Genomic DNA, 24,459 nt, shown 5'->3' with positions numbered 1-24,459 from the left:
AGTGATTAGTGATTAGTGATTAGTGATTAGTCGGCGGTTTTACCTAACCCCTAACATCTAAACCCTAAACCCTGAAATGTTGACTTTAACAATGAAAATCTTCTCTAATCTTTACAGATTATATATGAGGGCACACAATAAGCTCGGTTTACTGAGCGTGAGCCTGACGCTTAGTCAAACTTAGCGTTAGCGTAGACAAAGGAATTACTTCCTTTGTCGTGTCTTTATATATGATCTGTCTAGGTGGCTATAGAGAGAGGGAAACGCCTGGCCCCATTCCGAACCCAGAAGCTAAGCCTCTCATCGCTGATAATACTGCATCTTTCAGGTGTGGAAATGTAGGTCGCTGCCTAGTTGATCATTTCTTCTTTTAATTATACAATCACATTTTCATATAATTTTTTCTAAAAGACTTAATTTACAATATCTTTAAAATAAAATTTATATATAATCAATCAATTACTTTTATAGGATTCTAATGATACTTAATAATGAATGGCATACTTTTTTAGAGGATGAATTTTCAAAAGATTACTTTATAAAACTTCAGCGATTTATAGAATCGGAATACAGAACAAAAACGGTATTTCCTAAATATGAAAATATCTTTAGAGCTTTTAATCTGCTTCATCCTGATGATGTAAAAGTCGTAATAATAGGGCAGGACCCATATCACGGTCATAATCAGGCAAACGGACTCGCTTTTTCAGTTTGTGATGAGTGTAAGATCCCTCCATCGCTGGTCAATATTTTTAAAGAATTGCAAGATGATCTACATTGTACTGCGCCTACAAACGGCAATTTGACTAAATGGGCAATGCAGGGTGTTTTGCTTATTAACAGTGTTCTAACTGTTGTCGAGGCTAATCCTAACTCACATAAAAATGTGGGGTGGGAAAGATTTACAGACTTGGTTATTAGTAGATTATCCTTAAGATACGAGGGCATAGTTTTTGTTTTATGGGGAGCTCCGTCTCAGAAAAAGGAGAGACTTATTGATACAAAAAAGCATCTTGTTCTAAAGGCACCTCACCCCTCACCACTCTCTTCATATCGTGGATTTTTTGGCTCTAAGCCTTTTTCACAATCAAACTCTTATCTTAAGACTCATGATAAAGAGGAGATTGATTGGTGTCTTAATTGATTCTGAATTTTGCTGTTACGCTCAGGTGGTCAGAGTAGCCTTTGCCCTTGTGTTTTCGCACCTTTGCACGAGATACTTCCCATCTGTTTATGCTCTTTTTTTTAAAGAGATACTCTTTGTCAAAATTTGAGATGCTGCCATGGATATATGAGATATCTTTCTCGTCTAATAGGGGCTGAGAGATAAGTATATTGTCTAAAACCTCTTTTTTGCCTCTGTATATATATGTGTATCTGTCCTCTTTGTCTGCATCGTACCAGAGGTTATAGAAGCTATCTTGTGCATACTTTACTTTTGAAGCTCTATCTCTTTGATTGATGGTTCCCAGTATGTGGTTTATCCCAGTTATTCCGTCAGTGTCATTATGTTTTCTTTTTCTTTTGAACTTTATATACTCTTCATAGTCTGAGTTAAAATCTCCGAGTAAGATGATATTTTTGTCAAACCCTATCTCAGAGACCCTCTTTTTAAGCGCTTTTGCAGAGATTATTCGTCTGCTCTCGGCTCCAGATTTTGATTTCCAGTGATTTACAAAAACATATAGCTCTTTGCCGTTAACTACAAATTTGTTCTCCAAGATGTTTCTATACTCTAAAGTCTGCGTCACGCTTACTTCTTTGGAGTAGACAAAGGGAATTTTGCTAAGAAGCGCTACTTTTATAGTGGTATCTTTTTTATCTGCGATGCTGTAGTACTGGTAATAGAGTCCATGCTGTTTTAGCGTAAACCTCAAATCAAGCAGTGCCTGAAGCGATTCAACCTCTTGAAGGGCTATTATGTCCGCATCTATCTCTTTTATGACCTGTGAAATATTGTGCAGCTTTATTTTGTAGTTTTTTTGGTTCCAAAGAGAAGGTCCGTTTGGAATATATTCACTGTACTCATGTCCGCTTTTTTGCAAATCAAAGAGATTCTCTACATTATAGGTCGCTATTTTCAAAATCTTCTCTCCAAAAAGTGTTGCGCAGAACAAGAGAGCCAAAAGTAGGTGTCTCAAACTATATAATCCCGTTTAGACGAAGCAGACTATCAGGGTTTGGCTCACGATCCATCAGCTCTTTAAAGAGTATGTCCATGCTTTTTGCACCGCCGCCTTCGAGAATAATATGGAGATATTTTTCAGCGATCTCAGAGTCAAATATCCCCTCTTCTACTACGCCAAAAAATGCGTCAGCACTTAAAACTTCTGCCCATTTGTAACTGTAGTATCCTGCTGCATAACCTCCTGCAAAAATATGAGAAAAGCCGTTTTGAAACTTGTTGTAAGATGGCGGTTTTATAAGTGCCGTCTCTTGTCTGATGGAGTCTAGGAGATTTTGAATAGCATCACCTTGATAGAGTTTTGTGTGTAGTTTAAAATCAAAAAGCGAGAACTCAAGCTGTCTTAGCATTCCAAGAGCAGAGAGGAAATTCTTGCTCTTTACCAACTTTTCTATCATCTCATCTGGAATGATCTCTTCTGTTTTGTAGTGGCGTGCAAAGAGTTTTAACACACTCGGCTCGTAGGCAAAGTTCTCCAAAAATTGCGATGGAAACTCTACTGCATCCCACTCTACACCGTTTACGCCGCTTACTTCATTCTCGGCTACATTGCTTAACATATGATGCAGAGCGTGCCCCATCTCATGAAAAAGAGTCACGACATCATCATGTCTTAGAAGTGATGGGCTTTTGCTTGAAGATGGCGGAAAATTACATACTATTACGGCTGAGGCGAGTTGCTCTTTGCCCTTCTCATCTTTGCAGTGGGTCTGGAAGTTGTTCATCCAAGCGCCCCCTTGCTTTCCCTTTCTGGCTTCGAGGTCAAGATAGAGCCTCGCTTTTAATCTGCCCTCCAGATAGAGATCATAAGAGGTTGCTTTTTTATGCCACAGCTCCTCTTCTACCTTTTTAAAGCTTATTCCAAAAAGTTTGTTTAAAAATTCAAACATCCCGTCTAAAACGCTCTTTTGCTCAAAATAGGGACGATACTCCTCTTCATCGATCTCATATTTCTCTTTTTTGAGTATCTCGCTGTAGTAGGCGCTATCAAAGCTCTGAAGCGGCTTTTTTGCTATCTTTTGAAGTTCCTCTAGCTCTTTTTTTGCCTGTGCTTTAGAGTTTGAAACCAGCTTTTCTAAAAAATCGACAACGCTCTTCTCATTTTTTGCCATCTTGCTTGCAAGAGAGTATGAGGCGTAGTTTTTAAAGCCTAAAAGAGAGCTCATCTCATCTTTTAGCGATAAGAGTTCATCTATTATCTTGGCATTTTGCGGTGCTCTTGTAACATAGGCACGGTAAAGCTCTTCTCTTATCTTCTCGTTCTTGCCGTAGGTCATATAGGCGATATATGAAGGCATCTGAAGCGTAAATCTATATTTTGTAACACCATCTTCTTTAAACTTTGCACTCTCTTTATCGCTTGGCGGCAATCCCTCGACATCTTTTGCATCGTCTACAATATACTCGTACTCGTTTGTAGCATCAAGAAGGTTTTGAGAGAAATTGTTTGATAGTTCACTCTTCTTTATGTTTATCTCTCCGAGCCTTGCTTTGCTCTTCTCATCAAGGTGCGCACCGCTTAACTCAAAGTTCAGTATATTGAGCTCCAAAACTCTTTTTTGTTCCTGATTTAGACTCTTCTTCTCTTTTTTCTCTATCTCTTTGTAAGCTTTGTAAATACCCAGATTTTGTGAGAGTTTTGTAGAGTACTCTGTTATAATAGGCAGAGAGGCTGCGTATATCTTTTGCGTCTGCTTCGTGTTTTTAACGGAGTTTAGATGCGAGAGCGGAGTGAAAAACTGCTCTAGGTGCTCATCCATCATCTCAAGCGGTTTTACAAAGTTTGCAAAACTCTTCTCTTTTATCTTTAAGAGCTTCTCTACTTTTTTATTGTTCTTCTCTACTCTCTCTTTAAGCTCTTTGATAAAGCTCTTTAGTTCTACTTTAAACTCTGGAAATTTACTCATATTTAATCGTCCTCTTCATCTCTTTTTTGTTTTGTTGCGCCAAATCTCTCTATCAAAATATCATCATACTCGTTTGCTTTTTTAAAAAGCCTCTCCATTGCGGTTTTTCCCTCTTTTAGCGTTAATGAGGAGTCAATTATAAGGTAAGAGAGATAGATGAAATTTTCATTTATGGAAAAACGGAGGTAGGAGAGATTGTTGTTCTCGTTCAATAAAAAATCATAAATTTCAGATATATTTTTTTGAGGTATCACGCAAAGCTTTGAATCAGCTATGATGATTCCGTTGTCATAGTAGTTTATCTCGATACGCGCACTACCATGATCAACTCTCCATGAGGCTTGAGATCTTCTGGCAAGTGTTACATTTACATCTAAAGATTTCAAAATCTCTTCAAGTAATTTTGTGCTGCCAATAGGGTTGTACCCCTTTCTTCGCAGTTTTGCAATCTCCAATTTGCTTCCACACTCAGGGCAGTAGTCGTTTTTTATACTCTCTTCTTTTATCAGGTTTTTACAAAATGGGCATTTAATAATATTTTGAGCGTTTATGTTTCTGTACTCTTTTAACGCTTCATCAACATAAAAGTAGGGAAGGGCAAAGCCCAGATTGTTGGAGTTTTGAATAATGAATGTATTTACCCCTATAACTTCTCCGTCCGTATTTAAGAGTGGTCCGCCGCTGTTTCCAGGGTTTATTGCGGCATCTATCTGAACATACTCAAGTTCCCCGTATATCCTTGAAGCTTTTGAGACTATTCCCTCGGTAGCGCTGTAATGAAGTCCATAAGGGTGACCGATGGCTACCACGGTATCTCCGTTTTGCACTCGCTTGGTTGAGAGGATAAGTGGATTTTTCGGCCTTTCAAAATCATAACTTATGAAAGCGAGATCAAAGTATGCATCATCATAAACAACTTGAGCAATGCTTCTTTTGATTTTTTTTGCACTGATCACTACCTCTTTTAGCCCTGCAACGACATGAGAGTTGGTTACGATAAGGTCATCGACTATAAAACCCGTGCCGCTGCCGTAAGGAGTCATGATCTGTATAATGTTTTCGGCGTAAGTACCCAGTATGGCTTGAGTATTCATGGTCATATCTCTTCAAAGTCAAGATTTTTAAGTTGCAGATAAAAGCTGTTGCTAAATTCATTTAGGGATGTAAAGTTAAGTTTGTCACCAAATGGTTTTAACATCTTATAACGGCTTTGGTAAGGCGAAATGATATCCTCTATTTTTGAGATAATAGCTTTTTTTGAAAATGTTGCTTCTTGTTCATTGTAAAGCGTGTCGTATCCGAGTGCTTTGAAAAAAGCGGGATTTTGAATCTCAACAAGTGTGTGAAGAAGAGCTTTTGTAACCGGATGAAGCCCGTAGTTGTAAAGTAGATAGAGCGCAACATATTTGTACATTGTAGGAATGACCTGATTGTATCTGTTGTTTTTGTACCATCTTATCTTTGCAAGAGATTCGTTTATAAAGATTTCTATCTCTTCATGAGGCGATTTATCACTTGGGTTGAAGGTGTATTTAGCGTCATAAAAGTTTGTCTTAAACTCTTCAAAATTCATCTCATGAAGTTCGTTTATATACTTTCTGATCTCTTCGTTCTTTGATTCGACAGTGAGGTTTTCATCGCTAAAGTACTCAGTGATCTTTTTGCTTGATTTTTGGAAAATGCCATACTTCGGTACGATGAGATAATCTATTTTAAAAATAAGATACAGAAGAATAAATGACTGCATAGCAGCATTGTCGTTTGATGGAAGCGTGGCAATTTTGGCGTTTATTTCATCAATCCATCTTTGCATAAAGTCGTACTTTAGTCTCAGCTCCTCTTCATCCATACTCTTTAAATGTTTTATATCTTCTAGAGTAATCTTAGGGAATTCGCTTTTTGTATACTCTTTGTCAAAGTCGGAATTGAGAGCTATTTCTCTTAATGGGTAAAAAACTTTTTGAGGTGTCATTGTAATATTGTCAAGATATAGTTTTAATTTTATATATTCATTATCGCTGAAATAGTAAGCGTATGTCAGTTGATAGTTTCTTTCTAAAAGCAGTCGTTTAAGTGCAACATTTGCCAATGTTTTTTTTGTAATAATAACTTCTGCATAGAGATTCTCTTTTGTTATTGTTCCTGTAATTCTAGCAGTTCCCTGAAATATCTCAAAGTTTAGCTTATTATCTTTTTTTACAATAATAACATTTTGGTTTGATTGGCCATTTGAAAAATTTTCAAGTGATTTGAAAAAGTACTCATATGCATTTAAAATCTCTTTTTTTTCAAATGCTTCATAGGATTTGTTGAATAAATTTTCTTCATCTTTGCAAAGAGATGCATTTATGCCTCTTCCGAATGAGTGTTTTATTTCTGTTTTTGTTTGAAAAAAATTTAACCAACCCATAAACTCTCTTTAAAAAAAATATATAGACAGTATTATAGTAAAAGCATCTTTATAATAGGTTAGAAATAGACTTACACTCTATTTAGAAGTTGTTTATCATGGCTTATTTGATTATAGATTTGAAAGTATTTTAAAAACATAACAATTGCATAAAATTTATACAATATAGTTGATTAAAAAATATTCTTATAATGTAAAATTCTTGTACTACTATATTTTAGTGTATAAAAAAAGTAAAAATATTTACAACATGGAGTCTATTATGTCCTATTTAGTCCCTACAGAGTTTGTTACAAAAATGGTTGACGCAGGCGAGTCAAAAGTCTATATGTCAACAAAAGATACGCTCATCAGAGCTTTTATGGCAGGAGCTATTTTGGCACTTGCGGCGGCTTTTGCTATAACTGTTACGATGAAGACGGGTTCACCGCTTGTAGGTGCGATGCTTTTTCCTGTTGGTTTTATCATGCTCTATCTTATGGGTTTTGACCTTTTAACGGGTGTTTTTGTTCTTGTTCCTCTCGCACTCATCGACAAACGCCCTGGGGTTACGGTGAATCAGGTTCTTAGAAACTGGGGGTTTGTTTTTGTTGGTAACTTTGCAGGTGCGCTCCTTGTGGCGTTTATGATTTCGTTTATACTCACATACGGGTATCAGATAGAAACAGGTGAAGTCGGCAAAAAAATAGGCTCAATAGGTGAAGCCAGAACGCTTGGATATCAAGAACACGGTATTTGGGGCTGGATGACGGTTTTTATCCGTGGGATGCTTTGTAACTGGATGGTCTCCATGGGTGTTGTCGGGGCGATGATTTCAACTACTGTAAGCGGAAAAGCAATTGCGATGTGGATGCCTGTCATGCTCTTTTTCTTTATGGGCTTTGAACACTCTATTGTTAACATGTTTTTGTTTCCATTCTCTATGATTATGGGCGGTGACTTTACTGTGGGGGATTATCTTCTGTGGAACGAGCTTCCCGTTGCTCTTGGAAACCTTGTCGGCGGGCTTGCATTTACAGGACTAACTCTTTATGCAACCCATGTTAAAACGGGTGCGAAAAGAAAATTAAACTGATAGTATGAAAAGCCGCTTAGAACTCTCTATCTCCCAGTACTCTACCGGGGGACGCAAAGAGATAAATCAAGATTTTCACGATATCTGCATTCCGACCGAGCCACAGCTTACACTCAAAGGTGTTGCCATTGCCATCGCTGATGGTATCGGCAGCAGCAGCGTGAGCCAAATCGCCTCCAAAACAGCCGTTACCTCTTTTTTGATGGACTACTTAAGCACGCCTGATGCATGGTCGACCAAGAAGTCAGCCCTTAGGGTTTTGGGTGCCACAAACTCTTGGCTACACTCCCAAACCATGCAGAGCAACTACTCCCATGACAAAAACAGAGGCTTTGTCTGCACTTTTAGCGCAATGGTGCTTCGCTCAAGCAGTGCATACATTTTTCATGCGGGCGATACCAGAATTTATCGTTTTCGTGATGGAGTGCTGGAACAGTTGACGCAAGATCACCGTTTACGAGTCTCGCGAGAGGAGAGCTACTTAAGCCGTGCTCTGGGAATGGAGGCGTATGTTCGCATGGACTATAGCAGTTTTGGGGTTGAGATCGATGATATTTTCCTCTTTATGAGTGATGGCGTTTATGAGTTTGTGAGTGATGCGCTTTTAATTGCCGCTATACAAAAGGGTGAGAGCGCATTTGAAGAGCTTGCAAAGAACATTGGCGAGATGGCGTTTGCGATGGGAAGTGATGACAACATTACCATCCAGCTTGTGCGTGTGGATGCGTTGCCAAAAAAAGAGCTCAAAGAGATTTACAAACAGCTTGAAGAGAAGCCATTCGCACCTCTGCTTGAAGCAAGAGAGGAGTTTGAGGGCTATACCATCGTGCGGGAGCTGAGTGCGAGCAGTAGAAGCCATGTCTATCTTGGAGTCGATAATAAGAGCGGAACGCAAGTCGCACTGAAGATCCCATCCATCGACATGCGCGGCGACAAGGCGTATCTGGAGCGGTTTTTGATGGAGGAGTGGGTGGCTAGACGCATTAACAGCCCCTATGTACTAAAAGCTTTTGTTCCAAAGCGCAAGAAAAACTACCTCTATAACACGCTAGAGTATGTCGAGGGGCAAACGCTTTTGCAGTGGATTATCGACAACCAGCATCCGCCTCTTGAGACGGTGCGGCAAATGGCGGAGCAGATAGCAAAAGGACTTTTGGCACTGCATCGTCAAGAGATGATTCATCAAGACCTCAGACCACAAAATATCATGATTGACACTTCAGGTACGCTCAAAATCATAGACTTTGGCGCAACAAGAGTAGAGGGCATCATGGATGTCAATATCCGCCTTGAGCATGAAAATCTCTTAGGAACAGCAATCTACAGCGCGCCTGAATACTTTTTGGGCAAAAAAGGAACAACCCGCTCAGACCTTTTTTCCATGGGCGTAATCGTGTATGAGATGCTAACAAGCCATTTTCCTTACGGTGTTGAAGTTGCAAGGGCAAAAAATGAAGCAGCGCAAAAGAAGCTTCATTATACGCCGCTTTACCACTACAACCAAGAGATTCCTGTGTGGATTGATGAAGCGGTTAAAAAAGCAGTGGCACTCAATCCAAATGAGCGTTACGAAGAGTTAAGCGAGTTTTTGTACGACTTGCGCCACCCAAACGAGGAGTTTTTAAAGAAGAAAAAACCGCCGCTTGTGGAGAAAAACAGTGTAGTTTTTTGGCAGAGTTTCTCTTTTGTTTTGGCTGTTATATTGGTGTTTATCTTGCTTAAGTAAAAATTTGTATAATTTTTATATTGCATAAAATATAATCAATAAATTGATTATTTTATTTCTTGTTACTGATAAAATTGTGATTATATTCGATATAGATCGGAGTTACAATGGAAGCATTACAAAAAGCATACGATGCAAGAGCAAAAAAACTTAACAAAGTCGAAGAGACAAAGGCACTTAAAACGCCACAAGAAGCATTTGCGATGTTAGAGAGTTATGCAAAAAACGGCTATGAATCTATTTCAGGCGAAGATAAAAGCTACTTTTTAAAATGTTTTGGCATTTATGATAAGGATGCGCAAACTCCACAAAAGTTTATGATACGCGTTCGCATTAGCGGCGGCTACTTAAACGCTGAACAAGCAAGAGTTTTGGGCTTAATCGCACAAGAGTTTGGCGAAGATTATATAGACATAACAACCCGTTCGCAGATAGAGTTTCGTTATATCGACATCAAAGATATACCGACTATCTTTGAGCGTATGAGTGCGGTGGGGATTAGTTCATACCAAACAGGTGTGGACAACTTTAGAAACATTGTTACAGATCCGCTCGATGCCAAAGGATTTGACAATGTTTTGCCGTCATACGAACTTTTAAAAACCTTAGAGAGAAGTTTTCTGCATAATTATGAGTGGATAAGCGCACTTCCTAGAAAGTTTAATACTGCAATCACAGGCTCGATTTCCAACAGATGCAACGCTTTTAGTCATGACTGCTGTTTTGTTTTGGCTCAAAAAGATGGACTTTACGGATACAACATGTACCTCGGCGGAAAAGTCGGTAAAGTGGCAAAGAGTGCAGATATTTTTTTACTGCCTCATGAAGTGCCGAGTGCTTATGGTTCCATAATTGATATTTTTAGAAGATTTGGATTTCGTGACAACAGAAACAAAAATCGTCTTTTCTTTTTAGTCGAAGCGGTTGGCATGGAGGAGATTAGGAGTGCGATTTGCCAAAATGCGGGAATTGATTTTGCGCGCGGAGGCGAGACTATGACAAAGCTTGATTTTAACGATCCTGACCATGGAAAGGTACAGTTAAGAGACGGATCATTTGGCATTCATATGGTTGTTCCCGCGGGAATCTTCAGCGGAAGCGATTTGTTAAGCGTGGCGGATATAAGCGAAAAATTTGGCAATGGCGAGATTCGTTTTGATATAGAGCAGAGCATCTATATACTTAGTGTAAAAGAGATAGACACACTAAAAAACGAGGCGATTTTTCAAAAATACAAAAGTGTAGACTCTCCTTATAAAAATCATTTAATAGCATGTGCAGGTTCACAACACTGTGCATTTGGAGTGATTGAGAACAAAAATGATGCTATAAAAATGGCGGAGTATCTGGAGCAAAAAGTACCTCTTCATGAAGGACGAGTACGCATGTATTGGTCAGGATGTGTTAAAGGGTGCGGTCTGCATGGTCTAGGTGACATCGGTTTTGAGGGCTGCAAAGTCAAAGTAAACGGCGAAATGGAGGGTGGTGTAAATATCTCTCTTGGCGGAAAAATCACAAGTGAGGGTTTAGAAGGATATGCAGTCGTTAAATCGGCTTCGCTTCGATATGCGCATCTTTATGTGGAGACTTTGATGCTTGAGTATAGAAGACTTAAAAACCATTTTGAGAACTTTGAGCGGTTTCATGAACGGATTTTAAAACTCTATTCGCCTCAGGCAATAGGTTTTATGATGAAGCTTGGGGCTTATTTGAGAGAGAAAAATATCGATGTTGAGATAGGTTTTAGCGAAAAGGTTAACACTGGAAAGAATGAGGAGTTTGAAGTTTTTGAATTTGGGCGTAGATTATACTACAAACTTACAGGAAAAGAGGCTTACTCATCGTATGAGAGATTTACAAATACTCTTAAAAATGAAAAACTTCAAAATATCAGAGAACTGATACCCTGTGTAGATGAAAATCTAGCACTTTTGTGTGAAAAAATTTTGGACACAAAAGAGCAGAAAAGGGCAGTTGTTTTTTCAGAGCTTGCTTCATATATAAAACTGTAAAAATATTTAAAGTTTGCTGTAATATATATAACAATAAATAACGCTTTATTGCCCTTATTTAAATTGTTTTATATTTTTTTCCAAATAGTTGTAAGATTACTCATAGAGCTGTTGTACAGAGCGCTTGTTACCAGAGCATTGACACCTGTTTTTGCATAATCGGCAACATTTTGCATATTAATCCCGCCTGCAGCCATAATTGCTGCATTCGGAAAGTTTGTATTTTTGTATATAACAAGTTCTCTTACTGTATCTGCTGAACATTTGTCAAGTTGAATAACATCGGCACCCAGCTGTAATATTCTTTTAGCATCGTCAAGAGTTTGAGATTCAACTACTAATTTATTCTCAACACAGCGTTTTTTGATTTTTTTCAAGGCATCTTCAAATGCATCATGGTTTTCAAATAAAGAGCGGTGGTGATCAAATATTAGAACACTCTCTGATACTCCCAATCTATGGGGCATAACACCGCCGCACATAAGAGCATGTATGGAAAATTGTTTAGAGAAAGGAAAACTTTTTCTGGTTACTAACACTTCGCAATCGGGATTGACGCTTTGCGCTTTTGTTAACATTTTGTGTGCATGTGTAGCAAGTGCGCAAGCATGTTCTAAAAATACTTGACACACTTTCCATGCTTTATGGATGGATTGCCCATCACCGTAAATTTCCAAAAGGGTGCTTCCTTTTTTTACCATTATACCTGATTGTGCTTTTGCTATAACTTTGCATCCGAGCAGTTCAGCAATCCGAGCCGCATCATCATTGCATGCTACAACTATCTCTTCTCTTGTTACGATACTTAGTATTACTTTTTGTTCTGCAGGAGCCAATAGATGTGTGGTTAAATCAAAGTATGAAATATCCTCTCTAATGTAATTCCAAAGTTCTTGGTCTGAAAAATTAATCATTTTGTATATCCATATTTTATAAAAATTTTTTTTGCTCTATCGCTCAAGATAAAGTCATAAAAGACTTTGTAGTCACTGTTGTTTTCTCCATATTTTAAAAGAACGATTCCCTGTTTAATAGGAGCGTATAAAGATGTGTCAACAGAAGCCCAGTTTACATTTTCTTTGTAATGAGCCATTTTAGGGCTGTATAGGGATGATTTTGCGATAAATCCTAAATCTGCCGCAGTAATTGTATATGAGACTGTCTGAGAGATAGATTCGCCAAAGACAAATTTGGATTTAGCACTCTCATAAACATTGCTGTTTTTCATGGCTTCAATTGTTGCCGCACCGTATGGTGCTGTTTTTGGATTTGCTATCGCTATTTTTGAGATAGAGTTGTCGTTGACAATTGCGATGCCTTTTGAAAAATCAATCGGTTTTATGCTTAAATATGCAAGCTCTCCCTGCGCATATACAATCGGTTTTGTAGTAGCTATTTTTTTATTATATAGAGCTTCAGGATAAAGCATGTCAGCTGCCATAAAAAGTCCATATGGTGCACCGTTTTGTATTTGAGCAGTTAGTTTTCCGCTACTGCCAAGAGTTATTTCAACATCAATGTTTGGATGAATTTTTTTAAACTCAACTTTTAACTCCTCAATTGCATAACTTACATTGGCTGCTACAGCTATGTTTATTTTATCTGCAAAAATAACGCTAATCGTAAGTAAAATAAATAATAGAAATTTTTTCATTACTCTCCTTTAAAATAGATAATTAAACTCTAAACGAGCATCTAAACTATCAGCATCTCTCTTTTTTGTATCAGTGTATCCCAATCTAAGGCGCCATTGCAGATCAGTCATGCAAGGAATATTTTGAATAAATCCGGCATAATAATAATTTTCATCATACTCACCTTTTTGCTCATCAGCATCGGTATGTAGAGCAGATAATTGGATAAATAAATCTTTATACACTCCGTTTTGATTTGCATTGATTGATAATTCGGCACGATAGCTTTTTGTATTGGCTTTCCAGTTGTAACGAGCCATTGAACGAGTATATCCAGAAGTTGGAAAGCCTCTCCAAGGTGTTACAAGATCAGCCTCATCAAATATTTTAGAGTATGCCAAATTAAGTTTGTAAATATCATAAACTCCAACCAAACGAGCTGCTATCATTTGCGAATCAAGCGAATCAGCATCTTTATACCCGCTGTATGACCCTTCTATACCGGCTAGACTTCCATCGTAGTTTGCACCACCAATTTTTCCGCCGCCATTGTCAAACTGTTTTATATATCGAAAACCAGGCGCAAGAGTAAAGCCATTCATGTCAATTTTGTAGTTTGCTTCAGCCATTATCTCTGAGAGAAGTTCAGGAACCCAATAAAATGATGCATCAAAGTTGAGGTTTTTAATATGTCTATTTTTAATATCCCCGGTAATAAGCGGTGCATCTGTACTTACTCCGGCTGCATTAAGATTTGTATATGAGAGTCCTTTGTGCATTGCTGAGTCATCATTCCCGTTCCAAGGATCTGAATCATCATACATCAAAACAGAGTGTGATGTTGTGTGATCTCTCAATTTTTGTTTTGTTAAATAGGCAAGTTTTATTTGCGTATGCGGTATAATTCTTGTTTCTGCCACAACACCATCAAATGTATTTGGAATCATTTTTGTATCATTTGATTTTGTATAAAAGGTTTCTACAAGCTGGCGGCCGATATTAATTTGTGAGTTAGGAATATTTTTATAGCTTATATAGGCTTGACCTAAAACCGTCATTGATTTGTCTCCACCGTTTGTATAGTCATAACGACTCAGTACATCTTTACCTGATTTTAAAGATTCTACAGGATCACTGTTGCTGTCAAAGAATGCTTTTGAATAGTACAAACCTGTCGTAAAATCAACTCCGTAAAAAGTTGCACTTTTATATACAAGAGAACCGCCAAGACCGCTTATAACATGAGAGTTTTGCTTCTCATTCTCTTCTTCCCAATCGTAAAGAAAAGTGTTTGATCGAAGTCGTCCATAAAAAAGACCCTCTTTGAACATATCCGCAAAAGTATCAATTGATTGAGATGGATTATTATTTACTAATTGATAGTTGCTTTTTAGCGTTTGTTTGGAGATAGGATCATTTGCATATGTGAAGGAAGCAAGAGACAGAATTGCAGCAGCTATATTTAATCTAGTTTTATTTTTCACAAAATTTCCTTTTTTTAAAATTAATAATTTACCAAATACCTAAAATAATACTTTTTGGTTTACAAAAAGCAGTTATCAGCATCGCTTTTTAAAAAGTGTATATGCCCATTCTTCTCACTTATGCGTTTTGAGAGGTTGCTTAAAAAAGCATGATGCTCCTCTTCTAAAATTTTATATGTATTTATCAACTTTTTTGCATAATAAGCAAGATAAGTTCCACTACCGCCTTTTCCGCTTTCTTTAATTTTTATTAAAAGTTTCATTCAGCCTTGACCAAGAAAGCTGTGCTCAGATTTGTTTATCCATAAACGACCATTGACACTGTTTTGCATTATCATCCATAATTAAGCTTCAAACCGTAGTATATTAAAATATATAACGCTTGTCAATCAACATAGATAAAAAGATGCAAGAAGCATATCTTGCATCTATAATTGTTTAGAAAGGTAATAGATTTTTAATTGAGTCGGTAGCAGAACCTGTACCAACAGAGCTTGATTCAGAGAGTAGTTTCTCAAGTGCGCCGCTTTGTGAACCGATTAGAGAGTTGATGTCTGGAATGCCTGAAGTGGAGCCGTTGACTCCTTTTAGCTGCTCCTGCATCTTCTCCTCTAATATAGTCTGCAGCTGGGCTTCATACTTTTTCGCCTCTTTTGAAAAAACGCCGCTGAGCGCTGTTGATATTTTTTTATCAAGGTCCGTTTTAACATCCAGTGCAGGAGACTCTAACGAGCCTGTAGCATCTGTTTTTACGTAAAAGCTCTTTACCTCCGAGAGTGTAGAGTTGACGATATCTGCATACTTCTCATCAAGTCCGTCAATCGAGATAGCGGCATTTTTAAAATCCAGGCTGCTCTTTAGCTCCAGTTTTGACAAGCCGTATACATCAGCATTTCCTTGAAGTGCAATATCACTCTTTTTAAGAGTCAGCGAAGAGAGAGCAAGATTGTCAAGAGGCACTCTTTTTGCGCCAAACACTGCACTTTCGTGAGCCACTTCACCGAGTCTGTCATCTTTGCCTTGAAGCACGAACTTCTCTACGACATCTCCATCGCTTGTCACTTTAAAGGTAGTTGCTTTGCCAAGAAGTTTCTGATCGTCTGCTATGTCATTTATAGTTCCCGTGAAATCTTGGGTTTTAAACTTTCCGCTCAGATCCACTTTTGCCACGTAGATATCAGGAGACGGAACATCCTCTTTGAACTTTATCCATCTTCCCTCTCCGCGCGGAGGTTTTGGAGGCTCGACTTTTGCTTCGCTTTTCATATACGGCTGGGCAAGTGTGTAGTATTTTTTTGCCATTGCTATATACTCTTTTATCTTCTCGCCAAAGATAGTGCCCACGACATTTATAGCGCCGCTGCTATCGAGTGAATAAGCACTTTTAAGATTGTTGTAATCACTCTGCGGAGCATTTTTTATCTCGCTGATAAGTTTGGATATGCGTGCTTTGTCATCCGCAAAATCTTTTTTAATAGATGCGAGCTTTGCTTTATGCGCATCTATCTTCTTCTTAAATGCCGTAATGTCATCTTTTAGTTTCAAAAGCTGCGTGGGGTCTTTTGATTTTGAAGCCGACTTTATAGCTTCTAAATCTTTTTTATACTCATCCAGTTTATTTGAACTAAGCTCCTCTTTTGATACTCTCTCCCATTTTGCTTTTATCTCATCTATCTCTTTTTGAGCTTGGTTATAAACTTTTAGAGATTTCAGATCTGCGTTTGCAATAAGCTCTTTTGGAGTCGGCAGTTTTATTTTGGGCATTGCAAACGCAGATGTGCTTGATGCAGCCGTGCCTGTCTGCTCTTTTGCAGAAGATGGTTTCGGGTTTGAGCTTGGCGTGTCAAAGCCGATGCCTGTAACCTGAACAAGCTCCATATGCGTCTTTCTTAAAAGAAGCGCGTTAAAATCAAGGTCTGCCAAGATATTTTGGATACTTACGCTGTTTGTCTTGCCGTTGTCGTCTTGTACCTCAAGATTGCTTATGCGTAAAGATGCATCGCCAAAGTTTGTCTCTACATCTCTAATGAGTACATCTTTGCCAGTTGCACTTGAGAGTCCTTTTTCAAGCGCAAATTTTATAACAGGGTCTATTACAAGTATGGCAACTGCAAGAGTCAAAGCAGTTACTGCGGCGAATACGCCTACACCCATGATGCGAAAAGTGCTGTCTTTTTTATCGCTTTTTTTAAGAATGCCAAACTTTGCCAAAAGCGGGTATCTCTCCATAAAAAGAACAATTTTGCCTCGTGAGGTATTTATGACTCTGTTTAAGATAAGGTAAAGAGGAAGGGAAAGGATCACAGCGACTACGAACGAGCCAAGGACTATGGTGTTGTTAAAGTATGTAAGGCGCATAATGCCGCTGTTGTACATGGCACTCCATAATTCTTGGAGCCCCTCTGCGCTAAGGAGCATATATCCGAATGATTCAAAAAGCGGGTCGAAAACATAGCCTACACCTGCAAAAAATGCACCGGAGACCAGAAAAAGTCCGAAATGGATATTTATTAGAAGTGCCAAAAAGATGATGAGAGCCGTTTGAACCCCGCTTAGAGGGGTAAGCCCCATGACCATACCTAAAACAATAGCCAGTGTTACCTGCCACGGCGTCTGACCTGAGTTCAATGCTTTGAAGAGCTTAATTATAAAATTCACGCTTATGCCTTGTGCTTAGATAATTTATCTGTTAGTTTAGCATATTTAATTGTTTTCACTTAGTTTAGTAATAAAAATAATTTAGAGCAGCTTAAAAAACAAAGCAAAACAAAAGCCAAGTTTAAGTATAATTCACAGAATATAAATATACAAAGTATTTCTAAAAACTACAAAAATTTTCAGAAATGTTTTAAAGGAATTGCATGGCTAATAAACGGGTTTTGGTAAAGTTTTCAGGTGAAGCTCTTGCAGGCGAAGCGGGTTATGGAATTGATACGCAGATTTTAAATTACATATCGCAGGAGATTAAATCACTTGTTAATGCCGGAATTGAAGTTGGAATCGTTATTGGAGGCGGTAATATTATTCGTGGAGTAACTGCTGCTCAAGACGGAATTATTAAAAGAACCTCTGGTGATTATATGGGGATGCTTGCAACTGTAATAAATGGAATAGCGATGCAGGAAGCTTGTGAACATGTAGGCTTAGAGGTTCGCATGCAGACGGCTATTAAGATGGAACAGATTGCAGAGCCATATATAAATCGCCGTGCTGTTCGTCACTTAGAAAAAGGTCGTGTTGTGATTTTTGCAGCAGGAACAGGAAATCCGTTTTTTACAACAGATACGGCTGCAACTTTAAGAGCTGTAGAAATTGGTGCAGAAGTTATTATAAAAGCTACGAAAGTTGACGGTGTTTATGATAAAGACCCAAATAAATTTAGCGATGCTGTAAAATTGTCAGAACTATCTTATGAGCAAGCATTAAGTGATCATGTAAAAGTAATGGATGATACATCAATTGCATTAGCGAAGGATAATTCATTGCCTATTTTAGTTTGCAATATGTTTCAAAAGGGCAATCTTCTAGATATTTTGCAAAATGGCAATATGCAAAATTGCTCGATAGTAAAATAGCTTATCAAATAAGCGGGAGGGACTTTGTTCCTTCCGCGGAATAATTTTTGACACAAAGTGTCAAGCTTTAGTAGCCACAGCGGCTTTAGCGAAGCGGGAGGGACTTTGTTTCTTCCGCGGAATAATTTTTGACACAAAGTGTCAAGCTTTAGTAGCCACAGCGGCTTTAGCGAAGCGGGAGGGACTTTGTTCCTTCCGCGGAATAATTTTTGACACAAAGTGTCAAGCTTTAGTAGCCACAGCGGCTTTAGCGAAGCGGGAGGGACTTTGTTCCTTCCGCGGAATAATTTTTGACACAAAGTGTCAAGCTTTAGTAGCCACAGCGGCTTTAGCGAAGCGGGAGGGACTTTGTTCCTTCCGCGGAATAATTAAATAAAAAGGAAACAAAATGAAAGTAGAAGAGTTAACAGCAAAAATATTAGACAATAATCCAAAAATGGATAGTTATCAGTTAGCAATAGCTGTAGCAAAAAGAACCGATGAGCTTTTAAATGGTGCAACAAGCAAATTAAATGTTTCAAAAAATGTTAAAGTAGCTGACTTGGCTTTAATGGAATTAGCTGAGGGCCTTATAACAGTTAAAGGCTTTATTGATATTAAAAAGTAACAAATTGGGGCTTAATCGAATGGATATCGAAAAGGTTAAGTATATAGAAGATATTGACTCGGCAGTCGACTATCTTTTTACGCAGATACCTCCAAGCGATATTCTGAAAAAAGCATTAGAATATTCTAAAACGGCACACAAAACACAATTTAGAAAAAGTGGTCAGCCTTATGTAATCCATCCGATTTTAGTAGCGGCTATTGTCTCTTCAATAACTAATGATGAAGCGATGGCAATAGCGGCACTTCTACATGATGTTGTGGAAGATACACATATTAATATTGATGAGATTCAAGAACTTTTTGGAACGGATGTTTCTCATTTGGTTGAAGGTTTAACAAAAATAGACAGCATTAGGGATGCTGAGTTGATTCCTTCTCACTCTAATGAGCGATTAGTTGTTTCAGCCCTCTCTTTTAGAAAAATGCTTTTAGCAAGTATTAAAGATGTGAGAGTATTGGTTGTAAAGTTATGTGACCGACTTCATAATATGCTAACTCTTGATGCACTGCCTGCTCAAAAACAAGAAAGAATAGCAGAAGAGACTCTTGTTGTTTATTCGCCAATTGCGCACCGTTTAGGTATCTCTTTTTTAAAAAATTTATTAGAAGATTTAAGCTTCTCATATCTTTTTAAAGAAGAGAAGCGCCATATAGACAATTATCTTGATGCAAATTTTCATGCTATTGAGATGAAACTTGATGAATTTAAACAGTCAATTAATAAAATATTGGTGCAAAACGGTTTTTGCGAAGACGATTTTGAGATACTTTCCCGCGTTAAACATAAATACTCTATTTATCTTAAAATGCAGAGAAAAGGTGTGGGAATAGAAGAGGTTTTAGATCTTTTAGCGGTTAGAGTATTGACTGACGATCCTGTAAAATGTTATAAAATTCTAGGGCTAATTCATTTGCATTTTCAACCACTTTCTTCAAGGTTTAAAGATTATATAGCAGTGCCTAAAGATAATGGATATAGAACTATTCATACAACAGTTTTTCACAATACTGCTATTTTTGAAGTTCAAATCAGAACATATGATATGCATAAAACAGCAGAACTTGGTGTTGCTGCTCACTGGAAATATAAAAGCGGAGGGAATAACAGTATCAAACTTGACTGGCTGCATAATCTGGGCTATCAAAATGAATCCGTTGAAGATTTTTATGATCTTATAAAAAATGATCTTTATAGTGAAGATATATCCGTATTTTCTCCAGTTGGAGAAGTTTTTACTCTTCCTCGCGGTGCTGTTGTTCTTGATTTTGCTTATGCTGTGCATACGCATGTGGGTAATCATGCTAAATCAGCTTTAGTAAACAAAGTTAAAACATCTCTTATAAATGAGCTTCACAACGGTGATATTGTAAAAATAGAAGTTGATGAAAACAGTATTACAAGATGTAGCTGGATAGATGCTGTTAAAACATCAAAAGCCAAGACAAATATGCGATATAAATGTAATGCAAGAATTAAAGATATAAATATAAAATCAAGTATTAATATTGTTGCAACAGCAATGAATTTAAACAGTTCAAGAGTAGAGGAGTGGTTTGATAAAAATAATTGTGAAAAAAGAGCCACTATTGCTACCGATATAGAGCATTTTCGTGAAGTTATTCATAAATATATTACTGAAATAAATCAAAATAATCGGTTTAAGAGATTTTTATCAAGACATAGATTTAAGTTAAAATCCTACTCTTTTAGAGATTTGGAAATATATAGTACTTCTCATGTAAGCGATGTAGTATTTGATTACTGTTGTCATCCTAAAAACGGGGATGAAATAATGGCTTTTTTAGAAAAAGGCAAAGTGCATGTACACCATAAAATGTGCAGCAGCGCTTCAAAAAAGCTCGAAAACAAGGAACCAATGGTATTTGTTAGATGGGAGCAACAAAAAGCTTATAACTACAATATGATTGTATCACTTCATAGTGGGGTTGGTACTTTAGCAGAATTTTTAAATTTTTTAGCAAAATTAAAAATAGATATAAATCAGATAGAATTAGGCAAAAACAAAGGTGAAACTACTAAATACTGTGAAATAGGTTTTGAAACGAAAGAAGCTGATATTAACTTGCTTCGTGGTAAAATCGAGCAAAAAATAAAAGTCATACATCTTATTCGAACTGATGATGCATATAAATAGAATTTAAATAGGGAATATATATTATGTTACAAGAGGCTCTAAGAGAGATAAAAAGAGGAACGGCTGAAATTATAGACAGTCAAAATATTGAAAAATTGTTGCAGGCATATTTTGATGAAGGCAAAACATATACTGTAAAGGCAGGTTTTGACCCGACTGCACCTGATTTGCATCTTGGGCATACGGTGCTTTTACAAAAACTTGCAATATTTCAAAAATATGGTGCAAAAATTCAGTTTTTAATAGGTGATTTTACTGCTCAGATAGGTGATCCTTCAGGTAAAAATATTACAAGAAAAACATTAAGCAAAACAGAAGTTTTGGAAAATGCAAAAAGTTACAAAGAGCAAGTTTTTAAAATTTTAGACTCTAGCAAGACAGAAGTAGTTTTTAACTCAGAGTGGATAAATTTGCTTGGAGCATCGGGCATGTTAACATTGACAACAACTTTTAATGTCGCAAGAATGCTTGAACGCGATGATTTTGACAAAAGATATAAAAGCGGCACATCTATCTCAATAAGTGAGTTTATTTATCCTTTATTACAGGGATATGACAGTGTGCATCTTGAAAGTGATATAGAGATAGGCGGGACTGATCAAAAGTTTAATCTATTGATGGGTCGACATCTTCAGCGCGCATATGAGATAGGAAAAGAGCAGTCTGTTCTTATGATGCCTATTTTAGAGGGTCTTGACGGTGTGCAGAAGATGAGTAAATCTTTAAATAATTATATAGGTGTTACTGATGAACCAAATGATATGTTTGGAAAAGTGTTAAGCATATCCGATGAGCTTATGTGGAGATATTACGAACTTTTGAGCACAAAAACTCTTGATGAAATTCAAAAACTTAAAGAGGGTGTAGAAAACGGCTCTCTTCACCCAAAAACGGTTAAAGAAAACTTGGCTTTGGAAATTACAGCAAGGTTTCATTCTGTAGATTTAGCTAAAGCGGCAAAAGATGAGTTTGATAAAGTACACTCAAATAACCAAATTCCATCTGAGATTGATGAGTATACCAGTGATGAAGAGATATGGATAGCCAAAGCATTAGTTGATTGCAAACTTTCACCTTCTACTTCTCAAGCAAGAAGAGATATTAAGCAAGGGGCTGTTAAAATAAATCAAGAAAAAATCAATGATGAGCAGTTACAATTAGGAAGCGGGGAGTATATACTTCAAGTTGGAAAAAGAAAATTTGCAAAGTTAAAGGTGAATTAATGAGTTTTAAATCATTTAAAATTGGTAAGCATACTATCGAAAAGCCTATAGTTCAAGGTGGAATGGGCGTAGGTATAAGTTGGGATCAGCTTGCCGGAACCGTATCAAAAGAGGGTGGGCTTGGTGTTATTAGTTCAGTTGGAACCGGTTATTATAAAAATAAAGAATATGCTTCAAAATTAATATCAGGCAGACCACTTGATACTTTTAGTTTTTATTCGAAAGAGGGTTTTGACGCAATAATAAAAAATGCCAGAGAAATATGCGGCGATAAACCTCTTGCAGCAAATGTGCTATATGCTATAAATGATTATGGACGAGTGGTACGAGATGCTTGTGAGAGTGGTATTGATATTATTATTACGGGAGCGGGTTTGCCTACGAATATGCCGGAATTTACAGAAGGCTACCCTGATGTTGCACTTGTTCCTATTGTTTCATCTGCAAAAGCTTTAAAAATTATCTGTAAAAGATGGCAAAAAAGATACAACAGAATTCCCGATGCTGTAGTACTTGAAGGGCCAAAAAGCGGCGGACATCAAGGCTTTACATATGAGCAGTGTAAAATGCAAGAGAATCAACTTGAAAACTTGGTAAAACCGGTTGTAGAAGAGGCGGCTTTATGGGGTGATATTCCTGTGATTGCTGCAGGTGGTATTTGGGATAAGAGTGATATAGAAGAGATTCTCTCTTTGGGCGCTAGAGGTGTTCAAATGGGAACTCGTTTTATAGGTACTTTTGAGTGTGATGCACATGAAAATTTTAAAAAAGTTTTACTAGATGCTAAAAAAGAGGATATTCAACTCTTCTCATCGCCTGTTGGATATCCTGCTCAAGGAGTTAGAACAAATTTAACAAAACTTGTGGAAAAAAGAGAAGGGCCTGTGATTAAATGTATTTCTAACTGTGTTGCACCTTGTAATCGTGGGGAAGAAGCTAAGGAAGTTGGTTATTGTATAGCGGACAGATTAAGTGATGCATATCAAGGCAATCTTGAAACAGGGCTTTTCTTCTCTGGGACTAACGGATATAGATTAGAGAGTATAATTTCTGTAAAAGAGCTGATGGATAAATTAATCAACGGCGAATAGTAGGGTAATGATCAAGTATTTATTTTTATTTTTATTTCTATTTATTTCGTTAGAAGCATCAAAAAATAGTGAAATTTTAAATAGAGCTCATAAATATATGCAGAGTAATACCCAAAGTGATACCTTTCGTGCATATAATGACTATAAAAATTTATATCTCCAATCAGCTGTTGCCAATAATTTAGATTTAAAAATCAAATCATTAGAAGGCATTGTACAAAGCGGAAATAGATTGCATATAGATGTATCTAAATATTCAAATGAATTAAAAACTCTTCAATTAAAAAACAGCTATAACAAGCCTAAACCAAAGGCTATGAAAAAAACCAAGCATATTGAAGATGTACATATTGAGCCATTGCATAAATTAAAATCTATCGACTGGAAAGAGGATATACTTCTTTTAACATTTAACAAACCTCTTAGCAACAAACAGATTAAAGATTTTACACTGCATGATAAAAGTAAAAACAAATACAGATATGTTTTTGATATAAAAACTTCAATGCTTACAAGTTCACAGAGTATTACAAAAAACGGCATTGATAGAATTAGACTAGCTCAGTTTGATCCAAAAACTTTAAGATTGGTTATTGAAAATAGTTCAAAATTAGATATAAAGCAGAGTATAGACGCAAAAACGCTTCAAATAAGTTTTATTTTAAAAACAGCTCCTATCAAAATAGACAGAGACAAAGTGATTGTAATAGATGCAGGTCATGGAGGCAAAGATCCAGGTGCAGTAGGTTATAAAAAATATAGAGAAAAAATTGTTGTTTTTAAAATCGCAAAAGAGTTACAAAAGATTTTAAAATCTCGCGGCTATAAGGTGCATATGACACGCGACAGTGATAAATTTGTAAAATTAAGTAGAAGAACAAAATTTGCAAATGAGAAAAATGCAGATATTTTTATAAGCATACATGCAAATGCTGTTGATGGAAAAAATGCAAAAGATGTTCATGGTATAGAGTGCTATTTTTTATCTCCTACCCGCTCAGAAAGAGCTAAAAAAGTAGCTGCAAAAGAAAACTCTGCAGATATGAGTGATATGAATATGTATGGAAAAAACAGTTATCTGAATCTTTTAAATCATCATAATATAGTAGCGTCAAACAAACTTGCAATAGATTTACAAAGAGGAATGTTAGGGGCACTCAATAAAAAATATAAAAATGTAAAAGACGGAGGAGTGCGTGAAGGTCCTTTTTGGGTTTTAGTTGGAGCTCAAATGCCATCAGTTTTAGTTGAAGTTGGCTTTATATCACATCCAATGGAAGCAAAGAGGCTTGTAAATGATAATTATAGAAAAACAATGGCTAGAGGTTTAGCAGATGGAGTTGAGAGATATTTTGCCAATAATTAGGCAAAA

Annotated in this window: 19 protein-coding genes and 1 rRNA gene; 11 read left to right on the top strand and 9 right to left on the bottom strand. The window is 37.0% G+C overall.

Annotation, left to right across the window (positions count from 1 at the left end):
• Positions 1-239 precede the first annotated feature (239 nt).
• Together rrf and CVO_RS06430 are read left to right on the top strand one after the other, a co-directional pair.
• Positions 240-355 (top strand): 5S ribosomal RNA (gene rrf / locus CVO_RS06435).
• A gap of 123 nt (positions 356-478) precedes the next feature.
• Positions 479-1,144: a uracil-DNA glycosylase gene (locus CVO_RS06430; RefSeq protein WP_159570992.1), complete on the top strand. Its 666-nt coding sequence runs from the start codon at positions 479-481 to the stop codon at positions 1,142-1,144.
• Here CVO_RS06430 and CVO_RS06425 read toward each other — a convergent pair.
• The 4 genes from CVO_RS06425 to CVO_RS06410 are packed head-to-tail and all read right to left on the bottom strand — an operon-like array spanning position 1,137 to position 6,502.
• Positions 1,137-2,084 carry an endonuclease/exonuclease/phosphatase family protein gene (locus tag CVO_RS06425; protein WP_241690946.1) on the bottom strand — a complete coding sequence of 316 codons (948 nt, stop codon included), beginning with the start codon at positions 2,082-2,084 and terminating at the stop codon, positions 1,137-1,139. The genes CVO_RS06430 and CVO_RS06425 overlap by 8 nt on opposite strands.
• A gap of 58 nt (positions 2,085-2,142) precedes the next feature.
• Positions 2,143-4,092 (bottom strand): M3 family metallopeptidase, encoded by a 1,950-nt coding sequence (locus tag CVO_RS06420; RefSeq protein WP_159570988.1) that lies wholly within the window; start codon positions 4,090-4,092, stop codon positions 2,143-2,145.
• Positions 4,093-4,094: 2 nt separating this feature from the next.
• Positions 4,095-5,186, bottom strand: coding sequence for a trypsin-like peptidase domain-containing protein (locus CVO_RS06415; protein WP_159570986.1), 1,092 nt, complete (start codon positions 5,184-5,186; stop codon positions 4,095-4,097).
• A gap of 2 nt (positions 5,187-5,188) precedes the next feature.
• Positions 5,189-6,502, bottom strand: coding sequence for a hypothetical protein (locus tag CVO_RS06410; RefSeq protein WP_152299030.1), 1,314 nt, complete (start codon positions 6,500-6,502; stop codon positions 5,189-5,191).
• Between the two features lie 262 nt (positions 6,503-6,764).
• On the opposite strand from CVO_RS06410, the gene CVO_RS06405 reads away from it, so the two are divergent.
• The 3 genes from CVO_RS06405 to CVO_RS06395 all read left to right on the top strand — a co-directional run bounded on the left by CVO_RS06405 (position 6,765) and on the right by CVO_RS06395 (position 11,315).
• On the top strand, positions 6,765-7,577 hold the full coding sequence (locus CVO_RS06405; protein ID WP_152299031.1) for a formate/nitrite transporter family protein: 813 nt from the start codon (positions 6,765-6,767) through the stop codon (positions 7,575-7,577).
• 4 nt (positions 7,578-7,581) lie between these two features.
• A complete protein-coding gene (locus CVO_RS06400; RefSeq protein WP_159570983.1) occupies positions 7,582-9,303 on the top strand; it encodes a bifunctional protein-serine/threonine kinase/phosphatase in 1,722 nt (573 codons plus the stop codon).
• Between the two features lie 107 nt (positions 9,304-9,410).
• Complete coding sequence (locus CVO_RS06395; RefSeq protein WP_159570981.1) at positions 9,411-11,315, top strand: ferredoxin-like domain-containing protein; 1,905 nt, start codon at positions 9,411-9,413, stop codon at positions 11,313-11,315.
• 68 nt (positions 11,316-11,383) lie between these two features.
• On the opposite strand, the gene modD is transcribed toward CVO_RS06395, so the two are convergent.
• From modD to CVO_RS06370, 5 genes are all read right to left on the bottom strand, one after another.
• Positions 11,384-12,229: a ModD protein gene (gene modD, locus CVO_RS06390; RefSeq protein ID WP_159570978.1), complete on the bottom strand. Its 846-nt coding sequence runs from the start codon at positions 12,227-12,229 to the stop codon at positions 11,384-11,386.
• On the bottom strand, positions 12,226-12,969 hold the full coding sequence (gene modA / locus CVO_RS06385) for a molybdate ABC transporter substrate-binding protein (protein WP_159570976.1): 744 nt from the start codon (positions 12,967-12,969) through the stop codon (positions 12,226-12,228). Before modA ends, modD begins: the two co-directional genes overlap by 4 nt.
• 9 nt (positions 12,970-12,978) lie before the next feature.
• Entirely contained in the window at positions 12,979-14,433 is a 1,455-nt protein-coding gene (locus tag CVO_RS06380; RefSeq protein WP_159570973.1) for a hypothetical protein, read from the bottom strand.
• Between the two features lie 59 nt (positions 14,434-14,492).
• Positions 14,493-14,696 (bottom strand): hypothetical protein, encoded by a 204-nt coding sequence (locus tag CVO_RS06375; RefSeq protein WP_152299037.1) that lies wholly within the window; start codon positions 14,694-14,696, stop codon positions 14,493-14,495.
• Between the two features lie 175 nt (positions 14,697-14,871).
• Entirely contained in the window at positions 14,872-17,091 is a 2,220-nt protein-coding gene (locus CVO_RS06370; protein WP_159570971.1) for a TIGR03545 family protein, read from the bottom strand.
• Positions 17,092-17,294: 203 nt separating this feature from the next.
• On the opposite strand from CVO_RS06370, the gene pyrH reads away from it, so the two are divergent.
• The 6 genes from pyrH to CVO_RS06340 all read left to right on the top strand — a co-directional run bounded on the left by pyrH (position 17,295) and on the right by CVO_RS06340 (position 24,453).
• Entirely contained in the window at positions 17,295-18,008 is a 714-nt protein-coding gene (gene pyrH, locus CVO_RS06365; protein ID WP_152299039.1) for a UMP kinase, read from the top strand.
• Positions 18,009-18,396: 388 nt separating this feature from the next.
• Positions 18,397-18,615, top strand: a complete 219-nt coding sequence (locus tag CVO_RS06360) for a DNA-directed RNA polymerase subunit omega (RefSeq protein WP_152299040.1) — start codon at positions 18,397-18,399, stop codon at positions 18,613-18,615.
• A gap of 19 nt (positions 18,616-18,634) precedes the next feature.
• Positions 18,635-20,773, top strand: a complete 2,139-nt coding sequence (locus tag CVO_RS06355; protein ID WP_188093746.1) for a RelA/SpoT family protein — start codon at positions 18,635-18,637, stop codon at positions 20,771-20,773.
• 23 nt (positions 20,774-20,796) lie between these two features.
• Positions 20,797-21,996 carry a tyrosine--tRNA ligase gene (gene tyrS / locus CVO_RS06350; RefSeq protein WP_152299042.1) on the top strand — a complete coding sequence of 400 codons (1,200 nt, stop codon included), beginning with the start codon at positions 20,797-20,799 and terminating at the stop codon, positions 21,994-21,996.
• Positions 21,996-23,087, top strand: a complete 1,092-nt coding sequence (locus tag CVO_RS06345; RefSeq protein WP_159570968.1) for a nitronate monooxygenase — start codon at positions 21,996-21,998, stop codon at positions 23,085-23,087. The genes tyrS and CVO_RS06345 overlap by 1 nt, the downstream gene beginning before the upstream one ends.
• Before the next feature lie 7 nt (positions 23,088-23,094).
• Positions 23,095-24,453 carry an N-acetylmuramoyl-L-alanine amidase gene (locus tag CVO_RS06340; protein WP_152299044.1) on the top strand — a complete coding sequence of 453 codons (1,359 nt, stop codon included), beginning with the start codon at positions 23,095-23,097 and terminating at the stop codon, positions 24,451-24,453.
• Positions 24,454-24,459 lie beyond the last annotated feature (6 nt).

This window comes from Sulfurimonas sp. CVO (assembly GCF_009883775.1).
Taxonomy (GTDB): Bacteria; Campylobacterota; Campylobacteria; order Campylobacterales; family Sulfurimonadaceae; genus Sulfurimonas; species Sulfurimonas xiamenensis.
Note: the sequence above shows the minus strand (reverse complement) of the source record. Positions and strands in the feature narration are given on the sequence as shown.

Excerpts from the sequence above, each read along its gene's own strand:
- CVO_RS06430 (WP_159570992.1), top strand. The coding sequence starts at position 479 with ATGATACTTAATAATGAATGGCATACTTTTTTAGAGGATGAATTTTCA.
- CVO_RS06420 (WP_159570988.1), bottom strand. The coding sequence starts at position 4,092 with ATGAGTAAATTTCCAGAGTTTAAAGTAGAACTAAAGAGCTTTATCAAA.
- CVO_RS06415 (WP_159570986.1), bottom strand. The coding sequence starts at position 5,186 with ATGAATACTCAAGCCATACTGGGTACTTACGCCGAAAACATTATACAG.
- CVO_RS06410 (WP_152299030.1), bottom strand. The coding sequence starts at position 6,502 with ATGGGTTGGTTAAATTTTTTTCAAACAAAAACAGAAATAAAACACTCA.
- CVO_RS06405 (WP_152299031.1), top strand. The coding sequence starts at position 6,765 with ATGTCCTATTTAGTCCCTACAGAGTTTGTTACAAAAATGGTTGACGCA.
- CVO_RS06400 (WP_159570983.1), top strand. The coding sequence starts at position 7,582 with ATGAAAAGCCGCTTAGAACTCTCTATCTCCCAGTACTCTACCGGGGGA.
- CVO_RS06395 (WP_159570981.1), top strand. The coding sequence starts at position 9,411 with ATGGAAGCATTACAAAAAGCATACGATGCAAGAGCAAAAAAACTTAAC.
- modD (WP_159570978.1), bottom strand. The coding sequence starts at position 12,229 with ATGATTAATTTTTCAGACCAAGAACTTTGGAATTACATTAGAGAGGAT.
- modA (WP_159570976.1), bottom strand. The coding sequence starts at position 12,969 with ATGAAAAAATTTCTATTATTTATTTTACTTACGATTAGCGTTATTTTT.
- CVO_RS06375 (WP_152299037.1), bottom strand. The coding sequence starts at position 14,696 with ATGAAACTTTTAATAAAAATTAAAGAAAGCGGAAAAGGCGGTAGTGGA.
- pyrH (WP_152299039.1), top strand. The coding sequence starts at position 17,295 with ATGGCTAATAAACGGGTTTTGGTAAAGTTTTCAGGTGAAGCTCTTGCA.
- CVO_RS06360 (WP_152299040.1), top strand. The coding sequence starts at position 18,397 with ATGAAAGTAGAAGAGTTAACAGCAAAAATATTAGACAATAATCCAAAA.
- CVO_RS06355 (WP_188093746.1), top strand. The coding sequence starts at position 18,635 with ATGGATATCGAAAAGGTTAAGTATATAGAAGATATTGACTCGGCAGTC.
- tyrS (WP_152299042.1), top strand. The coding sequence starts at position 20,797 with ATGTTACAAGAGGCTCTAAGAGAGATAAAAAGAGGAACGGCTGAAATT.
- CVO_RS06345 (WP_159570968.1), top strand. The coding sequence starts at position 21,996 with ATGAGTTTTAAATCATTTAAAATTGGTAAGCATACTATCGAAAAGCCT.
- CVO_RS06340 (WP_152299044.1), top strand. The coding sequence starts at position 23,095 with ATGATCAAGTATTTATTTTTATTTTTATTTCTATTTATTTCGTTAGAA.